This window comes from Clostridium sartagoforme AAU1 (assembly GCF_000401215.1).
Classification (GTDB): Bacteria; Bacillota; Clostridia; order Clostridiales; family Clostridiaceae; genus Clostridium; species Clostridium sartagoforme.
The window spans coordinates 13,137-36,009 of the sequence record NZ_ASRV01000090.1 but is presented as its reverse complement, the minus strand read 5'-3'; the positions used below and the strand labels follow the sequence as shown (position 1 = coordinate 36,009).

Here is a 22,873-nt window from a genome sequence, read left to right as displayed (position 1 = left end):
TACTCAAATATGGAAAATACTTTTTTATTAAATAAGACTTCAAAATACTATTATTTAAAGTATTATAAAACTCTTCAATATGAAATAAAAATAGAGGGAATAGTGCAGGGTGTTGGATTTAGGCCTTTTGTATATAAAAATGCCACTATTTACAATATTTCAGGATATGTTAAGAATGTAGGGGGAGCTGTGGAAATTTATTGCCAAGGAACAAGAGATAATTTGAAAAGATTTATACTAAGTATTTTAAATAATCCTCCTCCTATTGCTAAAATTGAAAAATTTCAATGTAAATTTATAAAAGGAGAATCTTCACATAGAAAGAATCTTTATAAAGATATTTTTCAGATTAAAGAAAGTGTCAATGAAAAAAATTTGTTAAAGTTTATTTCGCCAGATGTAGCAATTTGCGAAAAATGTTTAGAGGAGATACAAAAAAGTGAAACTAATAGATATAAATATGTATTTACAAATTGTACTAATTGCGGGCCGAGATATTCTATAATTAAGGGTTTACCTTATGATAGAAACTATACAACTATGGAAAAATTCATAATGTGTAAAGATTGTAATGATGAATACAATAATCCATTAAGTAGAAGATTTCATACTGAGCCAAATTGTTGCAAAAAATGTGGGCCAAGTATTTCTTTAGTAGACAATGAAGGGAAAATAATTGAATGTAAGAATGTAATTGATGAAGCTAAAGAGTTGCTTAAGGCAGGAAAAATACTAGCAGTTAAAGGTATTGGAGGATTTCACTTAGTTTGTGATGCTAAAAATGAAGCTGTTATTAAACTTCTTAGAAATAAAAAGCAAAGACCACATAAACCATTAGCAATAATGGCAAAGGATATTAATGCTGTAAAAGAGGTTTGTCAATTATCAGCTAAAGAAGAAGAAACATTGAAAAGTAATAAAAGACCTATTGTAATTTTGAAAAAGAAACCCTCCTTTTTATTATCAAAAGCTATATCACCAAAACAAAACTCATTAGGAGTTATGCTGCCATATACAGGGTTACATCATCTACTATTAGATGAAGAATTACGTTTTTTAGTTATGACTAGTGGAAACATAAGTAATATGCTAATGGAATATGAAAATAATGAGGCATTAAATAATTTGAATAGAGTAGCTGATTATTTTTTAATGCATGATAGAGATATTTATATTGAAGAAGATGACTCTGTTGTGAAAGTCATAAATAATGATGAAAAAGTTATAAGGATAGGGAGGGGATACGCACCATATATATCAAAGGTTAATGAAAAATATGAAATTATAGCAGTTGGTGGTGAACAGAAAAATACAGTTTGTGTTTCAAAAAATGGCTATTCTTATTTAAGTCAATACTTAGGGAATTTGGAGGATTTTAATTGTTACAATAATTTTAAGTATGTAATTAATCACTTTGTTAATTTACTTGATGTCAAAAAATATATATTAGTGCATGATATGCACCCTTCATATACAAGTACTAATTATGTAAAAAGTCAAAAAATAAATAAAATACAAGTTCAACATCATCATGCACATATGGTAAGCTGTATGGCAGAAAACTCAATATATGAAAATACAATTGGAGTTATTTTTGATGGAACTGGCTTTGGATTAGATGGAGCGGTATGGGGTGGAGAATTTCTTGTTGGAAATAGAAAGTCGTTTAGAAGAGTTGGTCAATTACAATATGTAAATATCCAAGGAGGATATAAGGCAATAAAAGAACCGTGGAGATGTGCAGTAAGCTATCTGAATTCTTTGGATTATAATCCTCTAGAAATAATTAATTATATAGATAAAGAAGAAGCTGAAGCTGTTATACAAGCTTTGAAATCAGGAATAAATTGTTTTTTATCTTCTAGCATTGGAAGACTATTTGACTGTATATCCTCCCTTATAGGGGTAAGAAATTATATATCCTACGATGGACAAGCCGCTATAGAATTAGAAAATATCATTAATGAGAATATAAATGAATGCTATTTATATGATATCAGAGAAAATGAGAAAGTTCTTCAGATAGAATATAAAAGAATAATAGAAGGTGTACTAAAGGATATAAAAGATGGAGAATCTCATTCAAATATATCCGCTAAATTTCATAACTCATTAATCTATGCAACTTGTGACTTACTTTATATTTTAAGGGAAAAGGAGAATATTAATAAAGTTGTTCTTAGTGGTGGAGTGTTTGAAAATGAATATTTATTAAAAAATATATATAAAAAACTAACTGCGAAGGGATTCGAAGTTTTTTATAATAAGAAAGTTCCTACAAATGATGGAGGATTATCTTTTGGACAACTTTATATAGCTAGTGCTTTATTAAAGGAAAATTAATTATATTTATGATAATGAAGGGAATTGAGAAGGATGTGTCTTGCAATACCAGGTCAAATTGTAGAAATAAGTGAAGCTACTGCAAAAGTAAACATTATGGGAATGAAAAGTGAAGTAAATATTCAAATTATTGAAGAAGCCCAAATAGGTGATTATGTTTTAATACATGCTGGATGTGCTATTCAAAAGATTGATATAGAGTATTTTGAAGAATTAAATGATCTTCTTAAATTATTATCTAAAGTAGAGGTAAATAATGAACAAGAAATTTTTAATTAAAAGGTTTTTAAAGGAAATTAATAATTATCCTAATGGTAAATTTAATATTATGGAGGTTTGTGGAACTCATACTCAAGCTATATCAAAATTTGGAATCAGGGAATTAGTTGAGCCTAAGATAAATTTAATATCAGGACCCGGTTGTCCAGTTTGTGTTACTTCTGAGGAATATATAGATGCAGCTATAGAAATCCTTAAAGATGATAAAGTAGTTTTAGCTACCTTTGGAGACATGATGAAAGTTAAAGGAAGTAAGGAAAATTTAATTGAACAAAGAGAAAAAGGAAAGAATATTAGGATAATATATTCGCCTTTAGATTCAATAAATCTGGCAGAAGAAAATAAAGATAAAGAAGTAGTTTTTTTAGCAGTTGGGTTTGAAACTACTGCACCAATAATTGCTTTAACTATTAAAACAGCTAAAGAAAGAAATATAAGAAATATTTCCTTTTTTATAGGAATAAAAAGAATGGAACCAATATTACATCATATCTTAAGTGATGATAAATTAAACATACAGGGACTTATTTGCCCGGGCCACGTAGCATCAGTAATGGGAGCAGATTATTTTAAGTTTATTGTAGAAGAATATAATATTCCGGCAGTAGTAACAGGATTTAATGAGTTAGATATTATTGGTGCTATATATTTTTTAACCCAAGAGCAAAGTAAAAATAAGAAAACATTTAAAAACTTATATAAAAGTTGTGTAACTTCAAAAGGAAATTTAAAAGGAAACCAAATAATAAGGGAAGTATTTTCTTATTGTGATTCTGAATGGAGGGGAATAGGCAATATTGGCTCTTCAGGTTTTTTATTAAAGGAAGATTATAAATATTATGATGCAATAAAGAAATTTAAAATAAGTTTAAGAAAAGGTAATAGCAAAAATTGCGTTTGTAGTGAAATTTTATTAGGAAAAAAGAGACCTATTAATTGCGAATTTTTCGGAAGGCTTTGTACTCCAGAAAATCCAGTTGGGCCCTGTATGGTTTCTAATGAAGGAGCATGCTCAATTTTCTACAAATATAATGGGAGAATAATAAATGGATAATGTAATAAAGCTTAGTCATGGAGATGGAGGAAAGCATACTGAAGAATTAATCAAAAACATTTTTTATAAATATTTTAATAATGATTTGTTAGTAAAGGGCCAAGATGCAACAATATTTCAAGCTGCTAATAATAAGCTAGCATTTACAACAGATTCTTTTGTAGTGAAACCAGTATTTTTTTCTGGTGGAAACATAGGAAAACTTGCGGTTTGTGGAACAATTAATGATTTAATTGTATCAGGGGCAAGCCCCCTTTATTTAAGTGCTGGGTTTATAATTGAAGAAGGATTTTCATTGGAAAACCTAAATAAAATTGTGAAGTCTATGAGTGAAACTTGCTTAGAGTCAGGAGTAAGTATTATAACAGGAGATACAAAGGTAGTAGAAAAGGGAAAAGTAGATGGAATCTTTATTAATACTAGTGGAATAGGGATTGTTTTAGAAAGATATAAGCAAAAGCCAATTAAAGAAGGGGATAAAATTATAGTAACAGGAAATATAGGAGATCATGGTACAACAATTGCAATAGAAAGATATGATATCAAAGTGAAAGATAAGATAAAAAGTGATTGTGCCTCTCTATACCCTTTTACAGAAATAATTAAAGATAACTATGATTCAATAAAAATAATGAGAGATCCAACTAGAGGGGGGTTAGCAACTGTATTGCATGAGTTTTCTAATCTTTGTGAACTTGGAATACATTTAATGGAGGAAGATATTCCAATCGATAGAGGTGTTATAGCTGTAAATGAACTTTTAGGATTTGATCCCTTATATATGGCATGTGAAGGAAGAATGGTAATAGTTGTAGAAGCATCAGAAGCAGAAAATATATTGAAGAAAATTCAAGAATTTAATGGGGGAAAAAATGCAAAAATTATAGGTGAATTCATTAAAGAATCACGAAATACTATTTTTATAGAAAATTATTTTGGAGGTAAAAGAATATTGCCACCCTTAGAAGGAAATATGTTACCTAGGATATGTTAGAATAATATAATAAAGTCTAAAAATTAGAAATTTAACTTTAAGCTTTACTTGTTGATTTACAAGGAAACTTATGAAATAATAAAGAGTTGCGATTATGAAGTAAATATATATTAAAACTTTGACAATGAATATTTTATTTGCCAAAGTTTTTTTATTGTCTAAAATATTAGTAACAAACTGTGGTGCTAAGAATAGTATATAGATATATATCTATAATAAATAATTAAAAACATTATAATTAAAGATGTATATTGACATTATATAGATGGTTATCTATATTGTATACAAGGAATAATTTATTCTGGGAGGATAAATATGAAAAATAATTATGAGGAAAATGCAAAAGTTTTAAAAGCATTAAGTGACCCTAATAGACTGAAAATAATAGATATCTTATCTTGTGGTGAAAAGTGTGCCTGTGATTTGCTAGAAAGTTTTAATTTTACTCAGCCAACATTATCTCATCACATGAAGGTTTTAATGGAATGTGGTTTAGTTTTATCAAGAAAAGAAGGGAATTGGAGCTATTATAAATTACATACAACTAATGCTAACAGATTAATTTTAAACTTAATGAATATTATCACTGACACGGAAGAGTGTATTTGTAAGCAAAAAGAATGTGTATGTAAAAATAATTAAAAATTTAAAGGAGTGTATTTATTATGAAAAAAATGATTATTTTTGATCCTGCAATGTGCTGTTCAACAGGGGTTTGTGGTCCATCTGTAAATCCAGAACTTTTAAGGGTTTCAACAGTAATAAATAATTTAAGGAATAAGGGAATATTAGTTGAAAGATATAATTTAACAAGCAATCCACAAATATTTGTTGATAACAAAACAATAAATGAAATATTAATGAAGCAAGGTGTTGATGTATTACCAGCAACAATGGTTGATGGGAAAATTGTAAAAGTAGGTAACTACCCTACTAATGATGAGTTTTGTAATTTACTAGAAATTTCTCCTGATTTATTAAAAGCTGAAGAAAAAAAATCAAATAGTTGTTGTTGTAAGGGTGGTTGTTGTTAATTAAGGGGGAGTGATAGAAAATGTATAAAACATTTGATATAAAAGAAATAAACCTAACTAAATATTTATTTTTCACAGGTAAAGGAGGAGTGGGTAAGACTTCAACAGCTTGTGCAACAGCAGTGTCTTTGGCAGATGAAGGAAAGAAGATAATGCTTATCAGTACAGACCCTGCTTCTAATCTTCAAGACGTTTTTAATACTGAATTAGATAATAAAGGTGTTCAAATAAAAGATGTGTCTAATTTGGTAGTGGCTAATTTTGACCCAGAACAAGCAGCAGCAGAATATAAAGAAAGTGTTATATCACCATATAGAGGGAAATTACCAGAAAATGTATTAAATAATATGGAAGAACAACTTTCAGGCTCATGTACTGTTGAGATTGCGGCCTTTAATGAGTTTTCATCTTTTATTACTGATGAAAAAGCAGCTAATGACTTTGATCATATAATTTTTGATACTGCACCAACTGGACATACATTAAGAATGCTTCAATTACCATCAGCATGGAGTAATTTTATAAGTGAAAATACTCATGGGGCATCATGTTTAGGACAGTTATCGGGACTTGAAAGTAAAAAGGAAGTTTACAAAAATGCAGTTTCTAATTTGGCAGATAAGACAAAGACTACTCTTATTCTTGTATCTAGACCAGAAGAGTCTCCATTAAAAGAAGCTGAAAGAGCATCAAATGAACTTAAGGAAATCGGTGTAGCAAATCAAATTTTGGTTGTAAATGGAGTACTAGAAAAGTATGATGATGATTTATCAACTGCATTATATAATAAACAACAAAAAGCCTTAAATGATATCCCAGTAGGATTAAAAGGGATTGAAAGGTACAAAATACCCTTAAGACCTTATAATATTACAGGGCTTGAAAATGTTAGAGCGTTATTAAAAGAGAGTAATATAAAAGTAAGTACAGATAAAATAAATACAACAACAATTCCTAAGTTAAATAATGTTATAGAAGACATATTTAATAGTAATAAGAAAGTTATATTCACAATGGGAAAAGGAGGAGTTGGAAAGACAACTATTGCAGCAGCTATTGCAATAGGACTCGCTAAGAAGGGTAAGAAAGTTCATTTAACTACTACAGATCCGGCAGCTCATTTAAAGTTTGTGGTTGATGAAAGCTATGGAATAACTTTAAGTAGCATTGATGAAAAGAAAGAACTAGAGAAGTATAAAGAAGAAGTTTTAAGTAAGGCAAGAGAAACAATGAGTGATGCTGATATTGAATATGTTGAAGAAGATTTGAGATCACCTTGTACTCAAGAAATTGCAGTATTTAGAGCTTTTGCAGAAATAGTTGGAAAATCAGAAAATGAGGTTGTAGTTATTGATACTGCACCAACTGGACATACGTTATTACTTTTAGATTCAACTCAAAGCTATCATAGAGAGATCCAGAGATCAGAAGGTGATATACCTGAATCAGTTAAAAAGCTTTTACCAAAACTAAGAAACGAAAATGAAACAGAAGTTATTATTGTTACTCTAGGAGAAACTACTCCTGTTTTTGAAGCAATTAGATTGCAAAAAGATTTAAATAGAGCAGGGATAAATAGTAAGTGGTGGGTAATAAATTCAAGCCTTTATGCAACTGAAACCACTAATGAAATATTAAGAGCAAAGGCAAGTAATGAAATTAAATGGATAAATAAGGTTGATAAAATATCAAAGGGAAATTTTTCAGTGATTGAATGGAAACCTAAAGAATTAAAAGGTAAAAATTTATTAGAAATAATTAAATAAAAGGAGAAACTAAAAATGAAAAAGAAGGTAGCATTTATATGTGTTCATAATTCTTGTAGATCACAAATGGCGGAGGCATTAGGAAAATTATATGGAAGTGAAGTTTTTGAAAGTTATTCAGCTGGAACTGAAACTAAACCACAAATAAATCAAGATGCAGTAAGAATAACTAAGCAATTATATAATATTGATATGAATGAAACTCAAAAATCTAAATTACTTACAGATATACCAGATGTTGATATTGCTATAAAAATGGGGTGCAATGTTGTGTGTCCTGTTATATCAGCTAGTCATGTTGAGGACTGGGGCTTAGAAGATCCTACTGGTAAAAGTGATGAGGAGTTCATTAAAGTTGCAAAAGTGATAGAAGAAAAAATAAAAGATTTAGCAAAAAGAATTAAGAATAACGAGATATAGGAGGGAATTATGGGGGAAGAAAGTAAAGGAAAGGGATTAGGAGTCTTTGAACGATATTTAACAATATGGGTTGCTGCTTGTATTGTGATAGGAATATCCATTGGTCAATTGCTTCCTATTATACCTGAAACATTAAATAAGTTTGAATATTATAATGTATCAATACCTGTAGCTATCTTAATATGGCTTATGATATATCCAATGATGTTAAAAATAGATTTTACAAGTATTTTAAATGCTACTAAAAAGCCAAAAGGACTTATTGTAACTTGCACAACTAATTGGCTAATAAAGCCATTTACTATGTATGCAATAGCAGCATTTTTCTTATTTGTAGTCTTTAAAGGGATTATTTCACCAGATTTAGCTAAAGAATATTTAGCGGGGGCAGTTTTGTTAGGGGCAGCACCTTGCACAGCTATGGTATTCGTATGGAGTCACTTAACAAAAGGAGATCCAGCATATACTTTAGTTCAAGTAGCAGTAAATGATTTAATTATTTTAATTGCATTTACACCTATAGTAGCGTTTTTACTAGGAGTTAGTGATGTATCTATACCATTTGGAACTTTAATATTATCAACTATATTATTTGTTGTAGTTCCTTTAGCATTAGGATATATTACAAGAACCTTAGTAATAAAAAATAAAGGTAAAGAGTATTTTGAAAATATATTTTTAAAAAAGTTTGATAATATAACAATAATAGGACTACTTTTAACATTAATAATATTATTTTCATTTCAAGGAGATACTATAATAAACAATCCAACTCACATATTGCTGATTGCAATACCACTTACAATTCAAACATTTTTTATATTTGGGTTCGCATATATTTGGGCAAAGCTTTGGAAGTTGCCACATAATATTGCAGCACCAGCAGGGATGATAGGAGCAAGTAACTTCTTTGAACTTGCTGTAGCAGTAGCTATTTCTCTTTTTGGACTACAATCAGGAGCAGCACTTGCAACAGTAGTAGGAGTTTTAGTTGAAGTTCCAGTAATGCTTACACTAGTTAAGATTGCAAATAAAACAACAGGATGGTTTACCTTAGAAAAATAATTTAAATTTTATTATTATATTTTTATTAAAAATCAGTATCAAGGAGGGTTATCTCATATGAAATGGGAATATAAGGTCGTTGAAATTAATTCTATAAAAAACTTAGGAGATCCAGATAAGCTGCAAGAGGAACTTAATAATTATGGTAGTGAGGGATGGGAGCTCATAGGTGACTTAACTAAGCCTCATGAGGGAGTAGGGTGGAATCCAAAACCAGATGATGGCTCAGTAATATTCAAAAGAGAATTAAAATAGGCATAAAAATATTAGATTGAAATTAAAATATAATAAATAAAATTAATCCCCCATAGGCAATAAGTAATTGCTATGGGGGATTTTATTAGAATTCAGATTGTCCTGTAGTTCTTGGGAATGGAATTACGTCTCTGATATTTGGCATACCTGTAATATACATAATAAGTCTTTCAAAACCTAATCCAAATCCTGCATGCTTAGTTTCTCCATATTTTCTAAGCTCTAAATACCACCAGTAATCTTCTTCTTTAAGGCCAAGTTCAGCCATTCTCTTAGTTAGGATATCTAATCTTTCTTCTCTTTGGCTTCCACCTATAAGTTCTCCTATACCTGGAACTAAAAGATCTGTTGCAGCAACTGTTTTTCCATCATCATTTAATCTCATATAAAATGCTTTTATATCTTTTGGATAATCTGTTACAAACACAGGTCTCTTGAAATGTTCTTCTGTTAAATATCTTTCATGCTCTGTTTGTAGGTCAATTCCCCATTCAACTGGATATTCAAACTTTTTATTAGCTTTCTTTAATATTTCAACAGCTTCAGTATAAGTTACTTTTCCAAAGTCAGAAGTCATAACGTGAGTTAATCTATCTAAGATTCCTTTATCAACAAATTGATTAAAGAAGGCCATTTCTTCTGGACACTCTGCTAAAACATATTCTAAAACATATTTAAGCATATCTTCAGCTAATTCCATATCATCTTGTAAATCTGCAAATGCTATTTCAGGTTCTATCATCCAGAACTCTGCAGCATGTCTTGCTGTATTTGAGTTTTCGGCTCTAAAAGTAGGACCAAAAGTGTAAATATTTCTAAATGCTAAAGCATAACATTCACCATTTAATTGTCCTGATACTGTTAGGTTACTTTCTTTACCAAAGAAATCTTGACTAAAGTCAATAGTACCCTCTTCAGTTTTTGGAACATTGTGTAAGTCTAATGTAGTAACTTTAAACATTTCTCCAGCACCTTCAGCATCACTTCCAGTTATTAGAGGTGTATGAGTATAAACAAATCCTCTTTCTTGGAAGAACTTGTGAATAGCGAAAGCTGCCACTGAACGTACTCTAAATACAGCTGAAAAGGCATTACTTCTTGGTCTTAAGTGAGCTATTGTTCTTAAATACTCATAAGAATGTCTTTTCTTTTGTAGTGGATAATCAGAGTTTGACATACCTTCTACTATTACTTCTTTTGCTTGAATTTCAAAGGGTTGCTTAGCTTCAGGTGTAGCAACTAAAGTACCTATAACTGATATTGAAGAGCTTATAGGTAGCTTTGAGATTTCTGTAAAGTTTGAAAGTTCATTTGAAAATACAACTTGAATATTTTTAAAGAAACTACCATCATTAACTTCTATAAATCCAAAAGCATTAGATGCTCTTAATGTTCTTATCCATCCAGAAATTTTTATTTCTTTGCTTAAATATTCTTCTTGATTTCTGTAAAGTGATTTTATTAAAACTACTTTATCCATTTGTAATCCTCCTAAAAATTATTTTATAAAATAAAAAAACCTTTCAATCCCTAAAAAGGGACGAAAGGATAAATTTCGCGGTACCACCCAAATTGCTATAAATAGCCACTCAATTGACACTATAATGTCATTCAAATTATAACGGTTTGAATCCGTCTAAGTCTACTTAAGTGAAACTAAAGGTTTGAATTTTGTTAATCTAGATTACACCTTTAACATAATGAAAAGGTAATAATTTTCCACTTGTTCGGTTAGAAACTCAGAGATGTTCTTCACTAAAGGCTTCGTATAAGGCTTACACCATTCCTTACTCGCTAAAACTACTTCCATATAGTTACTCTTCTCATCACAGTAATAAAAAATATAATGTTTATTACGATTTTACACCAATTCACTAACATTTGCAACTTTAAATCATAATATAATTTTAGGAACATTTTATGGAGGATATTATGGATAATAAGGAGTTTTTAGAAAAGAAATTTATTGAATTAAATGAGTTGAAAAGCATGTTAGTAACATATCCAGAAGATTATAAGGAAAATATATTACATGTTATGGAAAGAGTTTGTAATCAAATTAATTCTTATCTTAATGATATAGGCTTTCATAATAAAAAAAGAGATAATGAATTACTTCAACTTACCTTAGAAGAGTTAAGTGAATATAATGGAGAAAGTGGAAGACCTTCTTATATTGCTGTAAATGGAACTATTTATGATATTATAGATGTAGATAACTGGAGTGAGGAAAACTTTTGTGGAATGAAACCAGGAACAGATCAAACTAAAACATTTGAAAATTGTAGCAAAGAACAACTAGAAGCTTTGGAAAAGTTACGAGTAGTAGGACATTTAAATTACACAAAAAAATGTACATGGGAATAATAAAAAATTGCTACGGTTAAATCGTAGCAATTTTTTATTATTCGTTTCCGCTTTCATAAGATGAAATTAATTGATTTGGAAAGTGAAGCATTTGAGTATCTTTAACAATTCTCTTAAATTCATATTCCAACTCTCTAAATTTTACGTCTATTTTTTTATTATCATCAATATTAATTATGCAATAAGTAGCATTTGGACGACCTATTTTAGGCTTTCCTACACTTCCTACATTAATAAACATTTTATTGTTAAATTTTTTATATGAAGGAATATGAGTATGTGCACAAACTAAAATATCTTCTTCTAAATTATTCATTACTTCTTCTGTATTTTCTTTATCTTCAAATAAATACTCACTTATAGAATTAGGACTACCGTGTGTAAATTTAAGCTTTACTCCATTAATATCATAGTTTAAAAATAGAGGAAGCTGTGATAAATAGTATTTATTTGAAGCCCTAACTTCATCACAAGCCCAAGGAAGTGCAAAGGAGTTAATTGACGTATCTCTTATAAATGTAAAACCTCCATCTACAACAGAAGCATCATAATTTCCTTTAATACAAGGAATTTCTCTTCTTTTGATTAAAGCCACAACTTCATTAGGATGAGGTCCATAACCAACTAAATCACCAAGACAAATTGTTAAGTCAATTTTTTGATCATCTATATCTTCTAATACCTTCATTAAGGCATATATATTTCCATGAATATCTGAGATAGCAGCTATTTTCATAAGTATTCCTCCATAAGTTCAAAATAAAGTTAAAGTATAGATTTTAATAAATATATTATATCACTTTAAATATTTAGTATAAATAAAATTAATAATATTATAAATAGATATTATTTAATTGTTGATGTATATTATATTTATATATAAGTTGTTATGAGGAGGAAAATAAATGAAGTTAAATAGGCTGCAAAATATATTAAAATCAATGGAGGGCAAAAACTTAAGTCAAATGTTAATATCATCACCTCCAGCTATCTTTTATTTAACGGGAAAGTGGTTTTCACCAGGAGAAAGAATGATTGCTTTATACTTAAATATAAATGGTAATCACAAATTTATAGTTAATAAATTATTTCCTATATATGAGGATTTAGGCGTAGATTTAATATGGTATTCGGATACAGAAGATCCAATAAACATATTATCAACAATTGTTGATAAAAATGATGTTCTAGGTGTGGATAAAAATTGGCCCGCACATTTCTTAATAAAACTTATGAATAATAATGGAGCGAAAGCTTTTGTTAATGCATCTCCTATAATTGATAGGTTAAGAATGATAAAAGATGAAGAAGAAATAGCTTTAATGAAAAAATCTTCAGAGATTAATGATAATGTTATGCTAGAGCTTTTAAATAATTTACAAGAAGGGAAAGCAGAAAAGTACTATGCTAGCCTTTTAACTGAAATTTACGAGAAGTATGATGTAAATAAATTTTCTTTTTCACCAATAATTGCAGTAAGTCCTAATGGAGCAGACCCACATCACCATTCTGGAAATGATATTATAAGAAAAGGTCATAGTATAGTTATAGATATTGGTGGAGTGTATAATTCTTATTGTTCTGATATGACAAGAACAGTATTTTTTAGAGAAAGCCCAAATGAAAGGCATGAAAAAATATATAATGTCGTAAAGGAAGCAAATTTAAATGCTATAAGTAAAGTAAAAGAAGGCATGAAATTTTCAGATATAGATAAAGCAGCAAGAGATTATATAATAGATGCTGGTTATGGTGAATATTTTACTCATAGAACAGGTCATAGTATAGGGATAGAAGATCATGATTTTGGAGATGTCAGTTCATCTAACCATGAAGAAATTAAGGCTGGCATGATATTTTCTATTGAACCTGGAATTTATTTAAAAGATGATTTTGGAGTAAGAATTGAAGACTTAGTCTTAGTTACTAAGGATGGGTGTGAAGTTTTAAATAAAGTAAGCAAGGAGATAACTGTAATTAAGTAATAAATTGCGAAGCATTTATTTAGTTCACGGTGCACAATTCACAATTCACAGTTTTTGGAATAAAGTAACAGAAAACAAGATCAATTATAGTCTGCTACATTTAACTAAGTTTTTAATATACCTCACCAATTATTTTTTACCAATAACTTAATTTGTTATTAATTTAAATTCTTAATATAAGTTGGCGAAGGTAAATAGAATATGTGAAATAAGCATATAGCGAGAAATTAGAAGTACTTGGTGAAGGAAGAACTACTACGCCTTAGTGTTGTTGGTTTGTCTGAGCGCAGCGAGTTTAACCAAAACTCTTGCATAGTAGTTCTCCGAACCTAGTACTTCTTTTCGTAGTTATTTAGCTTATGAAACATATCTATTTATCGTAGCCTTTATATTTGAATTTTATTACAAATGTGAACTGTGCCTTGTGAACTGTGAAATGATTAAATTTCTTTAATTATTTCGTTCATAAGTTTAGTAAATGTTTCTTTTACTTTAGCTGAAGTTTCCATAACCTCTTCATGATTTAATGGTTGATCTAGTATACCAGCTGCCATGTTAGTTAAGCATGATATTCCAAGAACCTTCATTCCACAATGAGCAGCAACGATTACTTCAGGAACAGTTGACATACCAACAGCATCTGCTCCAAAAACTCTAGACATTCTAATTTCAGCTGGTGTTTCATAAGTTGGACCACTAAACATCATATAAACTCCAGTTTTAATATCGATGTTTAATTTATTTGCAATTTCTTTAGCCTTCTCAACTAAATCCTTTGAATAAGCACTTGAAAGATCAGGGAATCTTGGGCCAAATTCATCTAGGTTTTTACCTATTAAAGGATTATCTCCAGAAAAGTTAATTTGATCTGTTATAATCATTAAGTCTCCAGGCTTAAAGCTTTCATTAACAGCTCCACAAGCATTTGTAACAATAAGCTTTTCAACTCCAATTGATTTCATTACTCTAACTGGGAAAGTTACCTCATTGAAAGCATAGCCTTCATAGTAATGGAATCTTCCTTGCATAGCAACAACGCACTTGCCGTTTAACATACCAACAACTAGTCTTCCAGCATGACCTTCAACTGTTGATACTGGAAAGTGTGGAAGGTCTTCATAAGGATAAAATTCAGGATTTTCTATAGAATCGGCTAATGATCCTAATCCAGATCCTAAAATTAAACCGATTTCAGGTTTGTATTTAGATTTTTTCATTATAAAGTCTGCAGCGTTTTTAATCTTATTTGATAAATCCATAAAATCACCTCTACTCTAATATTTGCTTTTTATAAAAATTATAAAACCAAAAAATTTATATAATAAAATTTAATAGTTCCTGTAAATTATAAGATAAACTTATTTAAAAATAAATATAAAAAGAGAATAATATCAATATTCTTAGTATATTAGTCAAAAGATGGCAAAGAAAAGCAAAAGAAAAACCATAAGGAGTTAATATTTATGTAAATATTAACTCCTTATAGTATTTACTAAGAAAAAATAATATAAGTTTTATTATTGTTTTAAAATTATATCAGCAACTTTTACTACATCTCCAGCTCCTATAGTTAGAACAATATCATCATTTGAGATCTTATCTTTTAAATAATTTGCAACCTCATCATGGCTATGAAAATTGGTACATTTAATACCTTTAGATCTTATTGCATCTCCAAGATCATTTGAGCTTACAAGTCCTGTATCTTTTTCTCTTGCTGCGTATATATCCATAAGAATTAACTCGTCAGCATGAGAGAAGCATTCTGTAAATTCATTAAATAAAGTTTTAGTTCTTGTGTAGGTATGTGGCTGAAATACAGCATAAATATTTTTATGAGGAATTATATTAGCCGTATCTAATGTAGCTTTTATTTCAACAGGATGATGAGCATAATCATCAATTATTGTTGCTCCATTGAATTCACCTTTATATTCAAATCTTTTGTGGGCTCCCTTACATTCAGCTAGTCCTTCAATTATTGAGGAATAAGGTATATTAAAGATTAAACCAACACAAATAGTTGATAAAGCATTTAATATATTGTGTTTACCAGTAGTGTTTAAAGTTACATTAAATAGCTTGTTATTATCTTTAAGTACAGTAAATGTAGCGCATCCTTTGTTATCAAAGGAAATATTAGTTGCTCTTACATCACCTTTATTTATACCATAACTAATTGTATTACATTTAGCTTTACTCAATATCTCATTTACATTTTCATCTTCACAATATCCAATTAGATATCCATCAGTAGGTATTATGTTGGAAAATTTTTCGAAAGTCTCCTTTATATGATTTAAATCTCTATAGTAATCTAGATGATCTGCATCTATATTTAAAATAACACCTATATAAGGATAAAATTTTAAAAATGATTCTTTATACTCACAAGCTTCAGTTAAAAAGTATTCACTATTTCCTATCTTGAAGTTACCATCTATTACATCTAATTCACCACCTACTAATATTGTAGGATCTAGATTTGCTTTTAAAGTTACATGAGAAAGCATTGATGTGCAAGTAGTTTTCCCATGAGTACCAGATATAGCAACATTATACTTATGACCTTTCATTATTAATCCTAAGAATTCAGCTCTATCCATAAGTTCTATTTGTTTATTTTTAGCCTCTACTATTTCAGGATTATCACATGGTATAGCAGCTGTATAAACTACTAAGTCAACATCTTTTAAGTTGTTTTTATCATGACCTATGTAAATTTCAGCGCCTTCAGATTTTAATTTATCAGTAATTTCAGATTCCTTAAAATCAGAACCGGATACCTTAAACCCCTTTGTTAATAAAACTGCAGCAAGCCCGCTCATACTAATACCGCCAATACCTATAAAATGAACTTTTTTATTTATATCTTTATTAAGATCAAAAGACAAAAAAATCAACCCCTTTTTTTATTAAGAATTATTTTATAAAATTACTGCAAATAGTTTTCACTTTATAATTATATACAAATTTAAGAAAATGAACACATAAAAAAGCTGTAAATTCAAGAAATTACTAAAATTTTATTGAAAAATCAATAATTATAAGTAAATTAAAAATATAAGTGATTAAAATCTATTGATATTGAGAAAAATATAGAATAAAATATGAATATTAGAGGGCTAAAATTAACGAATAATTCGGAAAATAATAAAATGTAGGTGATATATATTGGAAAAATTAAGTAGAAATAGTAGGGTAGTAGCTATTACAAAGATTCTAACTGAAAATCCTAATAAGGTTATAGGTTTAAATAGATTTTCAGATCTGTTAAATGCAGCAAAATCAACTATAAGTGAAGATATAGTAATAGTAAGAGAAATTTTAGAAAAATTGGAAATGGGAAAAGTTGAAACTATAGCAGGGGCGGCAGGAGGAATAAAGTATATTCCAGGTATAGAAAATGAAAGCAGAAGAAAATTTGCAGAAGATATTTGTGAAATGTTGAAGGATGAAAGTAGAATAGTTCCTGGCAATTTCATATATATGACGGATTTAATGTATAATCCTCAGATTATAAGCAAAGCTGGAGTTATTTTATCTTCAGTATTTTATAATAAAGAAGTGGATTATGTTGTAACTGTGGAAACTAAGGGAATACCACTTGCATATGAAGTTGCAAGAAATTTAGGAATTCCATTAGTTATAATAAGAAGAGATAATAAGGTAACAGAAGGATCTACTGTTACAATAAACTATGTATCTGGTACTAGCGGCAGAATTCAACAAATGTCACTTTCAAAGAAATCAATGAAAGCGAAAAGTAAGTGCATATTCATAGATGACTTTTTAAGAGGTGGAGGAACTGCACAAGGTATAAAGGATTTATTAAAGGAATTTGAAAGTGAATTAGTAGGAATAGGGGTATTAGTAGATAATATAGGAGTTACACAAAAAAGAGTTGATGATTATATATCTATAGTAGATTTAAGACATTTAGGCGAATCTAAGGACCTAGAAGTTAGACCTTCCAATTTAATAAAATAGGCAAAAAATTCACAAATAGTAAATTGTAAATGATAACTTTTAAAAAAATATAGAAAATTTAAAAAAATTTATAATAAAAAAGAGGATTTCTACGATTTTTATAGAATTCTATATCTATCATAGCAACGGAGGTGTAGTGCAATGACAATAACCGATGTAAGGATTAGAAAAATAGCTTCCGATGGAAAAATGAAGGCTATAGTTTCTGTTACATTTGACAACGAATTTGTAGTTCATGACATCAAGGTAATCGAAGGACAAAATGGATTATTTATAGCTATGCCAAGTAGAAAGACACCAGATGGGGAGTTTAAGGATATAGCACATCCTATTAACACAGACACTAGAGAGAAGATTCAGACATCAATACTTGAAGCTTATGAAAAAGCAAAGCTTGAGGATGAATCAGAGGCAATAGTTGGTTAATTTGTATTGTTTAAAAATAAAAGGGATAACCCTTTTATTTTTTTTGCAATTTTTTAATATAACTCTGAGAATAATGCTCAAATATTAAGATTATATGTATATATATAAGAGATTTAAGGTTGAAATACTTATTCCAATACAATATAATAGAATGAGATGTTTACGAACATTTTTTAAATTAATTATAAATTTGTCCTTAATATTTCAAATAAAGAGGTGTTTTTATGTATAAGTGTGCATTAATTTTGGCTGCTGGGCAAGGAACAAGAATAAAATCAGACTTACCAAAAGTTTTACATAAAATTTGTGGCAAGGAAATGGTGAATCATGTAATAGATACTATGAGAAAAGCTGATATAGAAGATATAAATGTAATAGTAGGAAAAGGGGCAGAATTAGTAAAAGAAAAAACTGCTTCAAGAAATATTAGCTATTCAGTACAAGAGGAGCAATTAGGAACAGGCCATGCTGTAAAATGTGCTATAGATTTTCTTAAAGGGAAAAAAGGTGTTGTGGGAGTTTTTTGTGGTGATGCACCATTAATTAAAGCGGAAACAGTTAATAATTTATTTAAATCACATATAGAAAACAATAATAGTGCAACTTTATTAAGTTCAATACTAGAAGATCCAACTGGATACGGAAGAGTAGTAAGAAAAGATAATGAAGTTTTAAAAATTGTTGAGCATAAAGATTGTGATGAAAAAGAGTTAAAGATAAAAGAAATGAATGCTGCAATATATTGCTTTGATATAGAAGAATTAGTAAATTCATTAGATAAATTATCTAACAATAATAATCAAGGCGAATATTATCTAACAGATGTTATTGGAATACTAAAAGAAGAAGGAAAAAGCGTAGGAGCAGTTGTAATAGATTATGATGAAACAATAGGTGTTAATTCAAGAGTACAGCTAGCAGAAGCAGAAGAAATATTAAGAAAAAGAATTAATTTAAAGCATATGATAAATGGAGTAACGTTAATAGATCCTAATTCTACATACATAGGAGATGATGTAGAAATAGGTAGAGATACAATAATATATCCAGGAAACGTTATAGAGGGAAATACTAAAATTGGAGAAGGAGTTATATTATACCCAAATTCAAGAATATCAAATAGTATAATTTCTAATAATGTAGAAGTTCAGTCTTCTGTTATAATAGATAGTAAAATTGGAGAAAAAACTACAGTTGGTCCTTTTGCATATATACGACCAGAATCAATAATTGGAAACAATGCAAGAATAGGAGATTTTGTAGAAATTAAAAAATCTACTATAGGGAACAATACAAAGGTATCACATTTAACTTATATAGGAGATGCTTCTGTTGGTGAAAATTGTAATTTTGGATGTGGAACAGTTGTAGTTAATTATGATGGAAGTAAGAAGCATAAAACTATAATTGGAAATAATAGTTTTATAGGTTGCAATACAAATTTAGTGTCACCAGTTAAAGTAGAAGATAACACGTATATAGCTGCAGGCTCAACAATAGTTAATGACGTGAAAGAAGGAGAACTAGCAGTAGCTAGGGCAAAACAAAGAAACATAGAAGGTTGGGTAGCTAAAAAAGGTCTTACTAACAAATAGTTATTTAGATAAACAAAAGTGCCAAAAATTTTAAGGAGGTCTTCACATAATGATAACCCATGGAAAAAATATAAAGATATTTACTGGAAACTCACATCCAGAATTAGCCAAAGAAATAGCTGATATTTTAGGATTACCACTAGGTAAAGCTAAAGTTTCAACCTTTAGCGATGGAGAGATATCAGTTGATATAGCGGAAACTGTAAGAGGAACAGATGTGTTCTTAGTTCAATCAACTAGTTCACCAGTTAACAATAATTTAATGGAACTTTTAATAATGATAGATGCATTTAAGAGAGCTTCAGCAGGTAGAATTACAGTAGTTATGCCTTACTATGGTTATGCTAGACAAGATAGAAAAGCTAAATCAAGAGATCCAATTACAGCAAAGCTAGTAGCTGATCTTTTAACTGCAGCAGGAGCTCATAGAGTTTTAACAATGGATTTACACGCATCTCAAATTCAAGGATATTTTAATATACCAGTTGATCATTTATTAGGATCACCAATATTAGCTAAGTATTTCGTTGAAAAAGGCTTTGATGAAGATGAAGATGTAGTAGTTGTTTCCCCAGACTTAGGAAGCGTTACTAGAGCTAGAAAATTTGCTGATAGATTACATGCACCAATAGCAATTATAGATAAGAGAAGACCAAAAGCAAATGTATCAGAAATAATGAATATTATAGGTGATATAAAAGGCAAAAGATGTATACTTATAGACGATATGATTGATACAGCAGGCACTATTGCAAATGCTGCAAATGCATTAAAGGACTTAGGTGCTAAAAATGTTTATGCATGTTGTACCCATGGAGTTTTATCAGGACCAGCTTTTGAAAGAATAACTAATTCAGCAATCGAAGAATTAGTTATGTTAAATACTATAAAGCTGCCAGAAAGAGATGGATTAGTTAAATTTAAGGCATTATCAGTAGCTCCACTATTTGCAGAAGCAATAAAGAGAATATATGATGATGAACCAATAAGTAAATTATTTGAAGTTTAATACATAATAGGATAATAAGCCCCTAAGAAGCACAAACTTTTTAGGGGCTTATTAAATTAATAATTTGTAACAAATGTAAATTATTATTTATAATTAGCTAAGAAGTATTAATATAACGATTAAATCAATTATAATAAGAATAAGGAAGGTGTTATTATGGATAATAGATTAGGTAAGGTATTAGTAGTAGATGATGATGAAAATATATGCGAAGTTATAAATATGTACTTACTAAGTGCAGGGTATGAAACAAGAAAATGTCATAATGGAAGAGAAGCCTATGGAATGTTTGAGGACTTTAAACCAGATTTGGTTCTTTTAGATATAATGTTACCAGGAATGGATGGAGTAGAAGTATTAAAGCTAATTAGAAAAAATAGCGAGATTCCTATAATTATGTTAACAGCAAAGGGAGATACATTTGATAAAGTTCTAACTTTGGAATTAGGAGCAGATGATTATGTTGTAAAACCTTTTGAACCAAAGGAGTTATTAGCAAGAGTAAAAGCTGTTATGAGAAGATATAATTATGATGAAAAGGATAGTGAAGTAATTAATTATTCAGATCTTACTATAGATGCTAGTTCATATAATGTTACTTATAAAGGAATGGAGATAAAAATGCCTCCAAAAGAATTCGAATTACTTCATTACCTGGCAAGTAATAAAAATAAGGTCTTTACAAGAGAACAATTACTTTGTGAAGTGTGGGGATATGATTATCCAGGAGATTCAAGAACCGTGGATGTTCATATTAAAAGATTAAGAGAAAAGATTAGTGGTGGAGAAAACTGGCAGATAGAAACAGTTTGGGGAGTTGGATATAAATTTGAGGTGAAGTAATGAAGGGAAAAAGTGTTATATATAGACTTTTAGTTGCTTTTTCATCAATAACATCAATAATATTGATATTAGTAGGAATGATTTTGACAGCATGGATTAACAAAGAATATTCATCTCAAAGAATTGAACGTATAGATAGTTATATGGCAATGATTCAAGAACTTACATCTGAATTTTTAAATGGTAATGGTGAAACAGGATATGATGATTTAAAAAAATGATGAATATAGTTAAAACTTCTGTCAATAAAGACTCTATAATTTTAGACAATCAAGGATATGTTTATGCTGTATCGGATGATAAATTTAATTATTTAATGTATAGTAAATTAAGCATATCAGATTCAGATATAGATTTATTAAAGCAAGGGAAAATTATAGAAAGAAAATTTGTTGATAATTATAATGGTACATATAGATGCTACTATAAGCCTTTGGTAAATGGAGGAAGTTTCAGTGGAGCTGTAGCTCTTATTGAAAGTACTAATGGTATTACTTTGTGGAGAAATATATATGGTGTTATATGGATATCGGTAATAGGTGCTGTTGTTTTATCTAGTATAATAGCTTACTACCTAGCTAGAAGAATATTACTAACACCTTTATTAGAAATTACTAATGCAGCCAAAAGGTTAGCTAAAGGAGAAGTTGAAAAAAGAATTTATATAAATTCTCAAGATGAAATAGGCGAATTAGCGGATTCTATAAATGCAATGGCTGAATCTTTAGAAAAAGTGGATAATATAAGACGTGAATTTATATCAGATGTCTCTCATGAGTTAAGATCCCCTATAACCTCTATTAAAGGATTTATAACTGGAATAATAGATGGGGTTATTCCAAAGGATAAGGAAAGTTATTATTTAAATATAGTAAATGATGAAATATGTAGGTTATCCAGATTAGTAAATGATCTTTTAGATATATCTTCTATGGAATCAGGGAAGTTTAAGCTAAATATTATTAATATGGATATAAATGAAATTATAACATTATGTATATTAAATTTAGAAGGAAAAATAAAAGAAAAGAAAATAAATGTTGAAATTATATTTAGTAATAGTCATGAGTATTGTAATGGTGATAGAGATAGAATAATACAAGTTGTTACCAATTTGCTTGAAAATGCTATAAAGTATGGACATGAAGGTGGAAAGATATTAGTAGAAACATATACTAGAGGAGAATTTGTGTATGTAAGTATATTTAATAATGGACCGAATATATCCAGGGAAGATATAAATAAGATATGGGAGAGATTTTATAAGATGGATAAGTCCAGGACTAATAAAATAAGTACAGGACTTGGATTACCTATTGTTAGGCTAATATTATCTCAACATAATCAAGATATTTGGGTGAAGAATATTGATGGAAAAGGCGTTAAATTTACATTTACTCTATCTAGATAGAATGTATAATTATATATTACTTAGGAAGGAGTGGATT

23 protein-coding genes and 1 other annotated feature are annotated in these 22,873 nt (G+C 29.1%); of the genes, 19 read left to right on the top strand and 4 right to left on the bottom strand.

Features of this window, described 5'->3' with window-relative positions; genetic code table 11:
- Window positions 1-9: 9 nt before the first annotated feature.
- From hypF to A500_RS06920, 10 genes are all read left to right on the top strand, one after another.
- Window positions 10-2,343 (top strand): carbamoyltransferase HypF, encoded by a 2,334-nt coding sequence (gene hypF / locus A500_RS06965; RefSeq protein ID WP_016206879.1) that lies wholly within the window; start codon window positions 10-12, stop codon window positions 2,341-2,343.
- A 33-nt stretch (window positions 2,344-2,376) separates the two neighbouring features.
- Window positions 2,377-2,622, top strand: a complete 246-nt coding sequence (locus A500_RS06960) for a HypC/HybG/HupF family hydrogenase formation chaperone (protein WP_016206878.1) — start codon at window positions 2,377-2,379, stop codon at window positions 2,620-2,622.
- The gene (hypD, locus tag A500_RS06955; RefSeq protein WP_016206877.1) at window positions 2,600-3,676 is read left to right on the top strand and encodes a hydrogenase formation protein HypD; all 1,077 of its coding nucleotides are present in this window, start codon (window positions 2,600-2,602) and stop codon (window positions 3,674-3,676) included. The genes A500_RS06960 and hypD overlap by 23 nt, the downstream gene beginning before the upstream one ends.
- Entirely contained in the window at window positions 3,669-4,670 is a 1,002-nt protein-coding gene (gene hypE / locus A500_RS06950) for a hydrogenase expression/formation protein HypE (protein WP_016206876.1), read from the top strand. Before hypD ends, hypE begins: the two co-directional genes overlap by 8 nt.
- A 315-nt stretch (window positions 4,671-4,985) precedes the next feature.
- Window positions 4,986-5,312: an ArsR/SmtB family transcription factor gene (locus A500_RS06945; RefSeq protein WP_016206875.1), complete on the top strand. Its 327-nt coding sequence runs from the start codon at window positions 4,986-4,988 to the stop codon at window positions 5,310-5,312.
- Between the two features lie 23 nt (window positions 5,313-5,335).
- Complete coding sequence (gene arsD, locus A500_RS06940; protein WP_016206874.1) at window positions 5,336-5,704, top strand: arsenite efflux transporter metallochaperone ArsD; 369 nt, start codon at window positions 5,336-5,338, stop codon at window positions 5,702-5,704.
- A 20-nt stretch (window positions 5,705-5,724) separates the two neighbouring features.
- Window positions 5,725-7,470 (top strand): arsenical pump-driving ATPase, encoded by a 1,746-nt coding sequence (arsA, locus tag A500_RS06935; RefSeq protein ID WP_016206873.1) that lies wholly within the window; start codon window positions 5,725-5,727, stop codon window positions 7,468-7,470.
- 15 nt (window positions 7,471-7,485) lie between these two features.
- Complete coding sequence (locus A500_RS06930) at window positions 7,486-7,890, top strand: arsenate reductase ArsC (protein ID WP_016206872.1); 405 nt, start codon at window positions 7,486-7,488, stop codon at window positions 7,888-7,890.
- A 9-nt stretch (window positions 7,891-7,899) separates the two neighbouring features.
- Window positions 7,900-8,955, top strand: coding sequence for an ACR3 family arsenite efflux transporter (gene arsB / locus A500_RS06925; RefSeq protein ID WP_016206871.1), 1,056 nt, complete (start codon window positions 7,900-7,902; stop codon window positions 8,953-8,955).
- A gap of 57 nt (window positions 8,956-9,012) precedes the next feature.
- Window positions 9,013-9,210, top strand: a complete 198-nt coding sequence (locus A500_RS06920; protein ID WP_016206870.1) for a DUF4177 domain-containing protein — start codon at window positions 9,013-9,015, stop codon at window positions 9,208-9,210.
- Between the two features lie 85 nt (window positions 9,211-9,295).
- On the opposite strand, the gene asnS is transcribed toward A500_RS06920, so the two are convergent.
- On the bottom strand, window positions 9,296-10,690 hold the full coding sequence (gene asnS / locus A500_RS06915) for an asparagine--tRNA ligase (protein ID WP_016206869.1): 1,395 nt from the start codon (window positions 10,688-10,690) through the stop codon (window positions 9,296-9,298).
- A 53-nt stretch (window positions 10,691-10,743) separates the two neighbouring features.
- Window positions 10,744-11,049: a binding site (T-box leader), on the bottom strand.
- A 93-nt stretch (window positions 11,050-11,142) separates the two neighbouring features.
- On the opposite strand from asnS, the gene A500_RS06910 reads away from it, so the two are divergent.
- Window positions 11,143-11,577 (top strand): cytochrome b5-like heme/steroid binding domain-containing protein, encoded by a 435-nt coding sequence (locus A500_RS06910; protein ID WP_016206868.1) that lies wholly within the window; start codon window positions 11,143-11,145, stop codon window positions 11,575-11,577.
- Between the two features lie 37 nt (window positions 11,578-11,614).
- On the opposite strand, the gene A500_RS06905 is transcribed toward A500_RS06910, so the two are convergent.
- A complete protein-coding gene (locus A500_RS06905) occupies window positions 11,615-12,313 on the bottom strand; it encodes a metallophosphoesterase family protein (RefSeq protein WP_016206867.1) in 699 nt (232 codons plus the stop codon).
- Window positions 12,314-12,482: 169 nt separating this feature from the next.
- On the opposite strand from A500_RS06905, the gene A500_RS06900 reads away from it, so the two are divergent.
- Entirely contained in the window at window positions 12,483-13,562 is a 1,080-nt protein-coding gene (locus A500_RS06900) for a M24 family metallopeptidase (protein ID WP_016206866.1), read from the top strand.
- 440 nt (window positions 13,563-14,002) lie between these two features.
- On the opposite strand, the gene A500_RS06895 is transcribed toward A500_RS06900, so the two are convergent.
- Together A500_RS06895 and murC are read right to left on the bottom strand one after the other, a co-directional pair.
- On the bottom strand, window positions 14,003-14,821 hold the full coding sequence (locus tag A500_RS06895) for a purine-nucleoside phosphorylase (RefSeq protein ID WP_016206865.1): 819 nt from the start codon (window positions 14,819-14,821) through the stop codon (window positions 14,003-14,005).
- 258 nt (window positions 14,822-15,079) lie between these two features.
- Window positions 15,080-16,456, bottom strand: coding sequence for a UDP-N-acetylmuramate--L-alanine ligase (gene murC, locus A500_RS06890; protein ID WP_016206864.1), 1,377 nt, complete (start codon window positions 16,454-16,456; stop codon window positions 15,080-15,082).
- Between the two features lie 280 nt (window positions 16,457-16,736).
- On the opposite strand from murC, the gene purR reads away from it, so the two are divergent.
- From purR to A500_RS06855, 7 genes are all read left to right on the top strand, one after another.
- Window positions 16,737-17,552: a pur operon repressor gene (gene purR / locus A500_RS06885; RefSeq protein ID WP_016206863.1), complete on the top strand. Its 816-nt coding sequence runs from the start codon at window positions 16,737-16,739 to the stop codon at window positions 17,550-17,552.
- 141 nt (window positions 17,553-17,693) lie between these two features.
- On the top strand, window positions 17,694-17,978 hold the full coding sequence (gene spoVG / locus A500_RS06880; protein WP_016206862.1) for a septation regulator SpoVG: 285 nt from the start codon (window positions 17,694-17,696) through the stop codon (window positions 17,976-17,978).
- 224 nt (window positions 17,979-18,202) lie between these two features.
- Window positions 18,203-19,573 carry a bifunctional UDP-N-acetylglucosamine diphosphorylase/glucosamine-1-phosphate N-acetyltransferase GlmU gene (gene glmU / locus A500_RS06875; protein WP_016206861.1) on the top strand — a complete coding sequence of 457 codons (1,371 nt, stop codon included), beginning with the start codon at window positions 18,203-18,205 and terminating at the stop codon, window positions 19,571-19,573.
- A 49-nt stretch (window positions 19,574-19,622) separates the two neighbouring features.
- The gene (locus tag A500_RS06870) at window positions 19,623-20,582 is read left to right on the top strand and encodes a ribose-phosphate diphosphokinase (protein WP_016206860.1); all 960 of its coding nucleotides are present in this window, start codon (window positions 19,623-19,625) and stop codon (window positions 20,580-20,582) included.
- A gap of 156 nt (window positions 20,583-20,738) precedes the next feature.
- Window positions 20,739-21,425 carry a response regulator transcription factor gene (locus A500_RS06865; protein WP_016206859.1) on the top strand — a complete coding sequence of 229 codons (687 nt, stop codon included), beginning with the start codon at window positions 20,739-20,741 and terminating at the stop codon, window positions 21,423-21,425.
- Window positions 21,425-21,646 carry a hypothetical protein gene (locus A500_RS21160; protein WP_016206858.1) on the top strand — a complete coding sequence of 74 codons (222 nt, stop codon included), beginning with the start codon at window positions 21,425-21,427 and terminating at the stop codon, window positions 21,644-21,646. The genes A500_RS06865 and A500_RS21160 overlap by 1 nt, the downstream gene beginning before the upstream one ends.
- Complete coding sequence (locus tag A500_RS06855; protein WP_016206857.1) at window positions 21,643-22,836, top strand: sensor histidine kinase; 1,194 nt, start codon at window positions 21,643-21,645, stop codon at window positions 22,834-22,836. Before A500_RS21160 ends, A500_RS06855 begins: the two co-directional genes overlap by 4 nt.
- Window positions 22,837-22,873 lie beyond the last annotated feature (37 nt).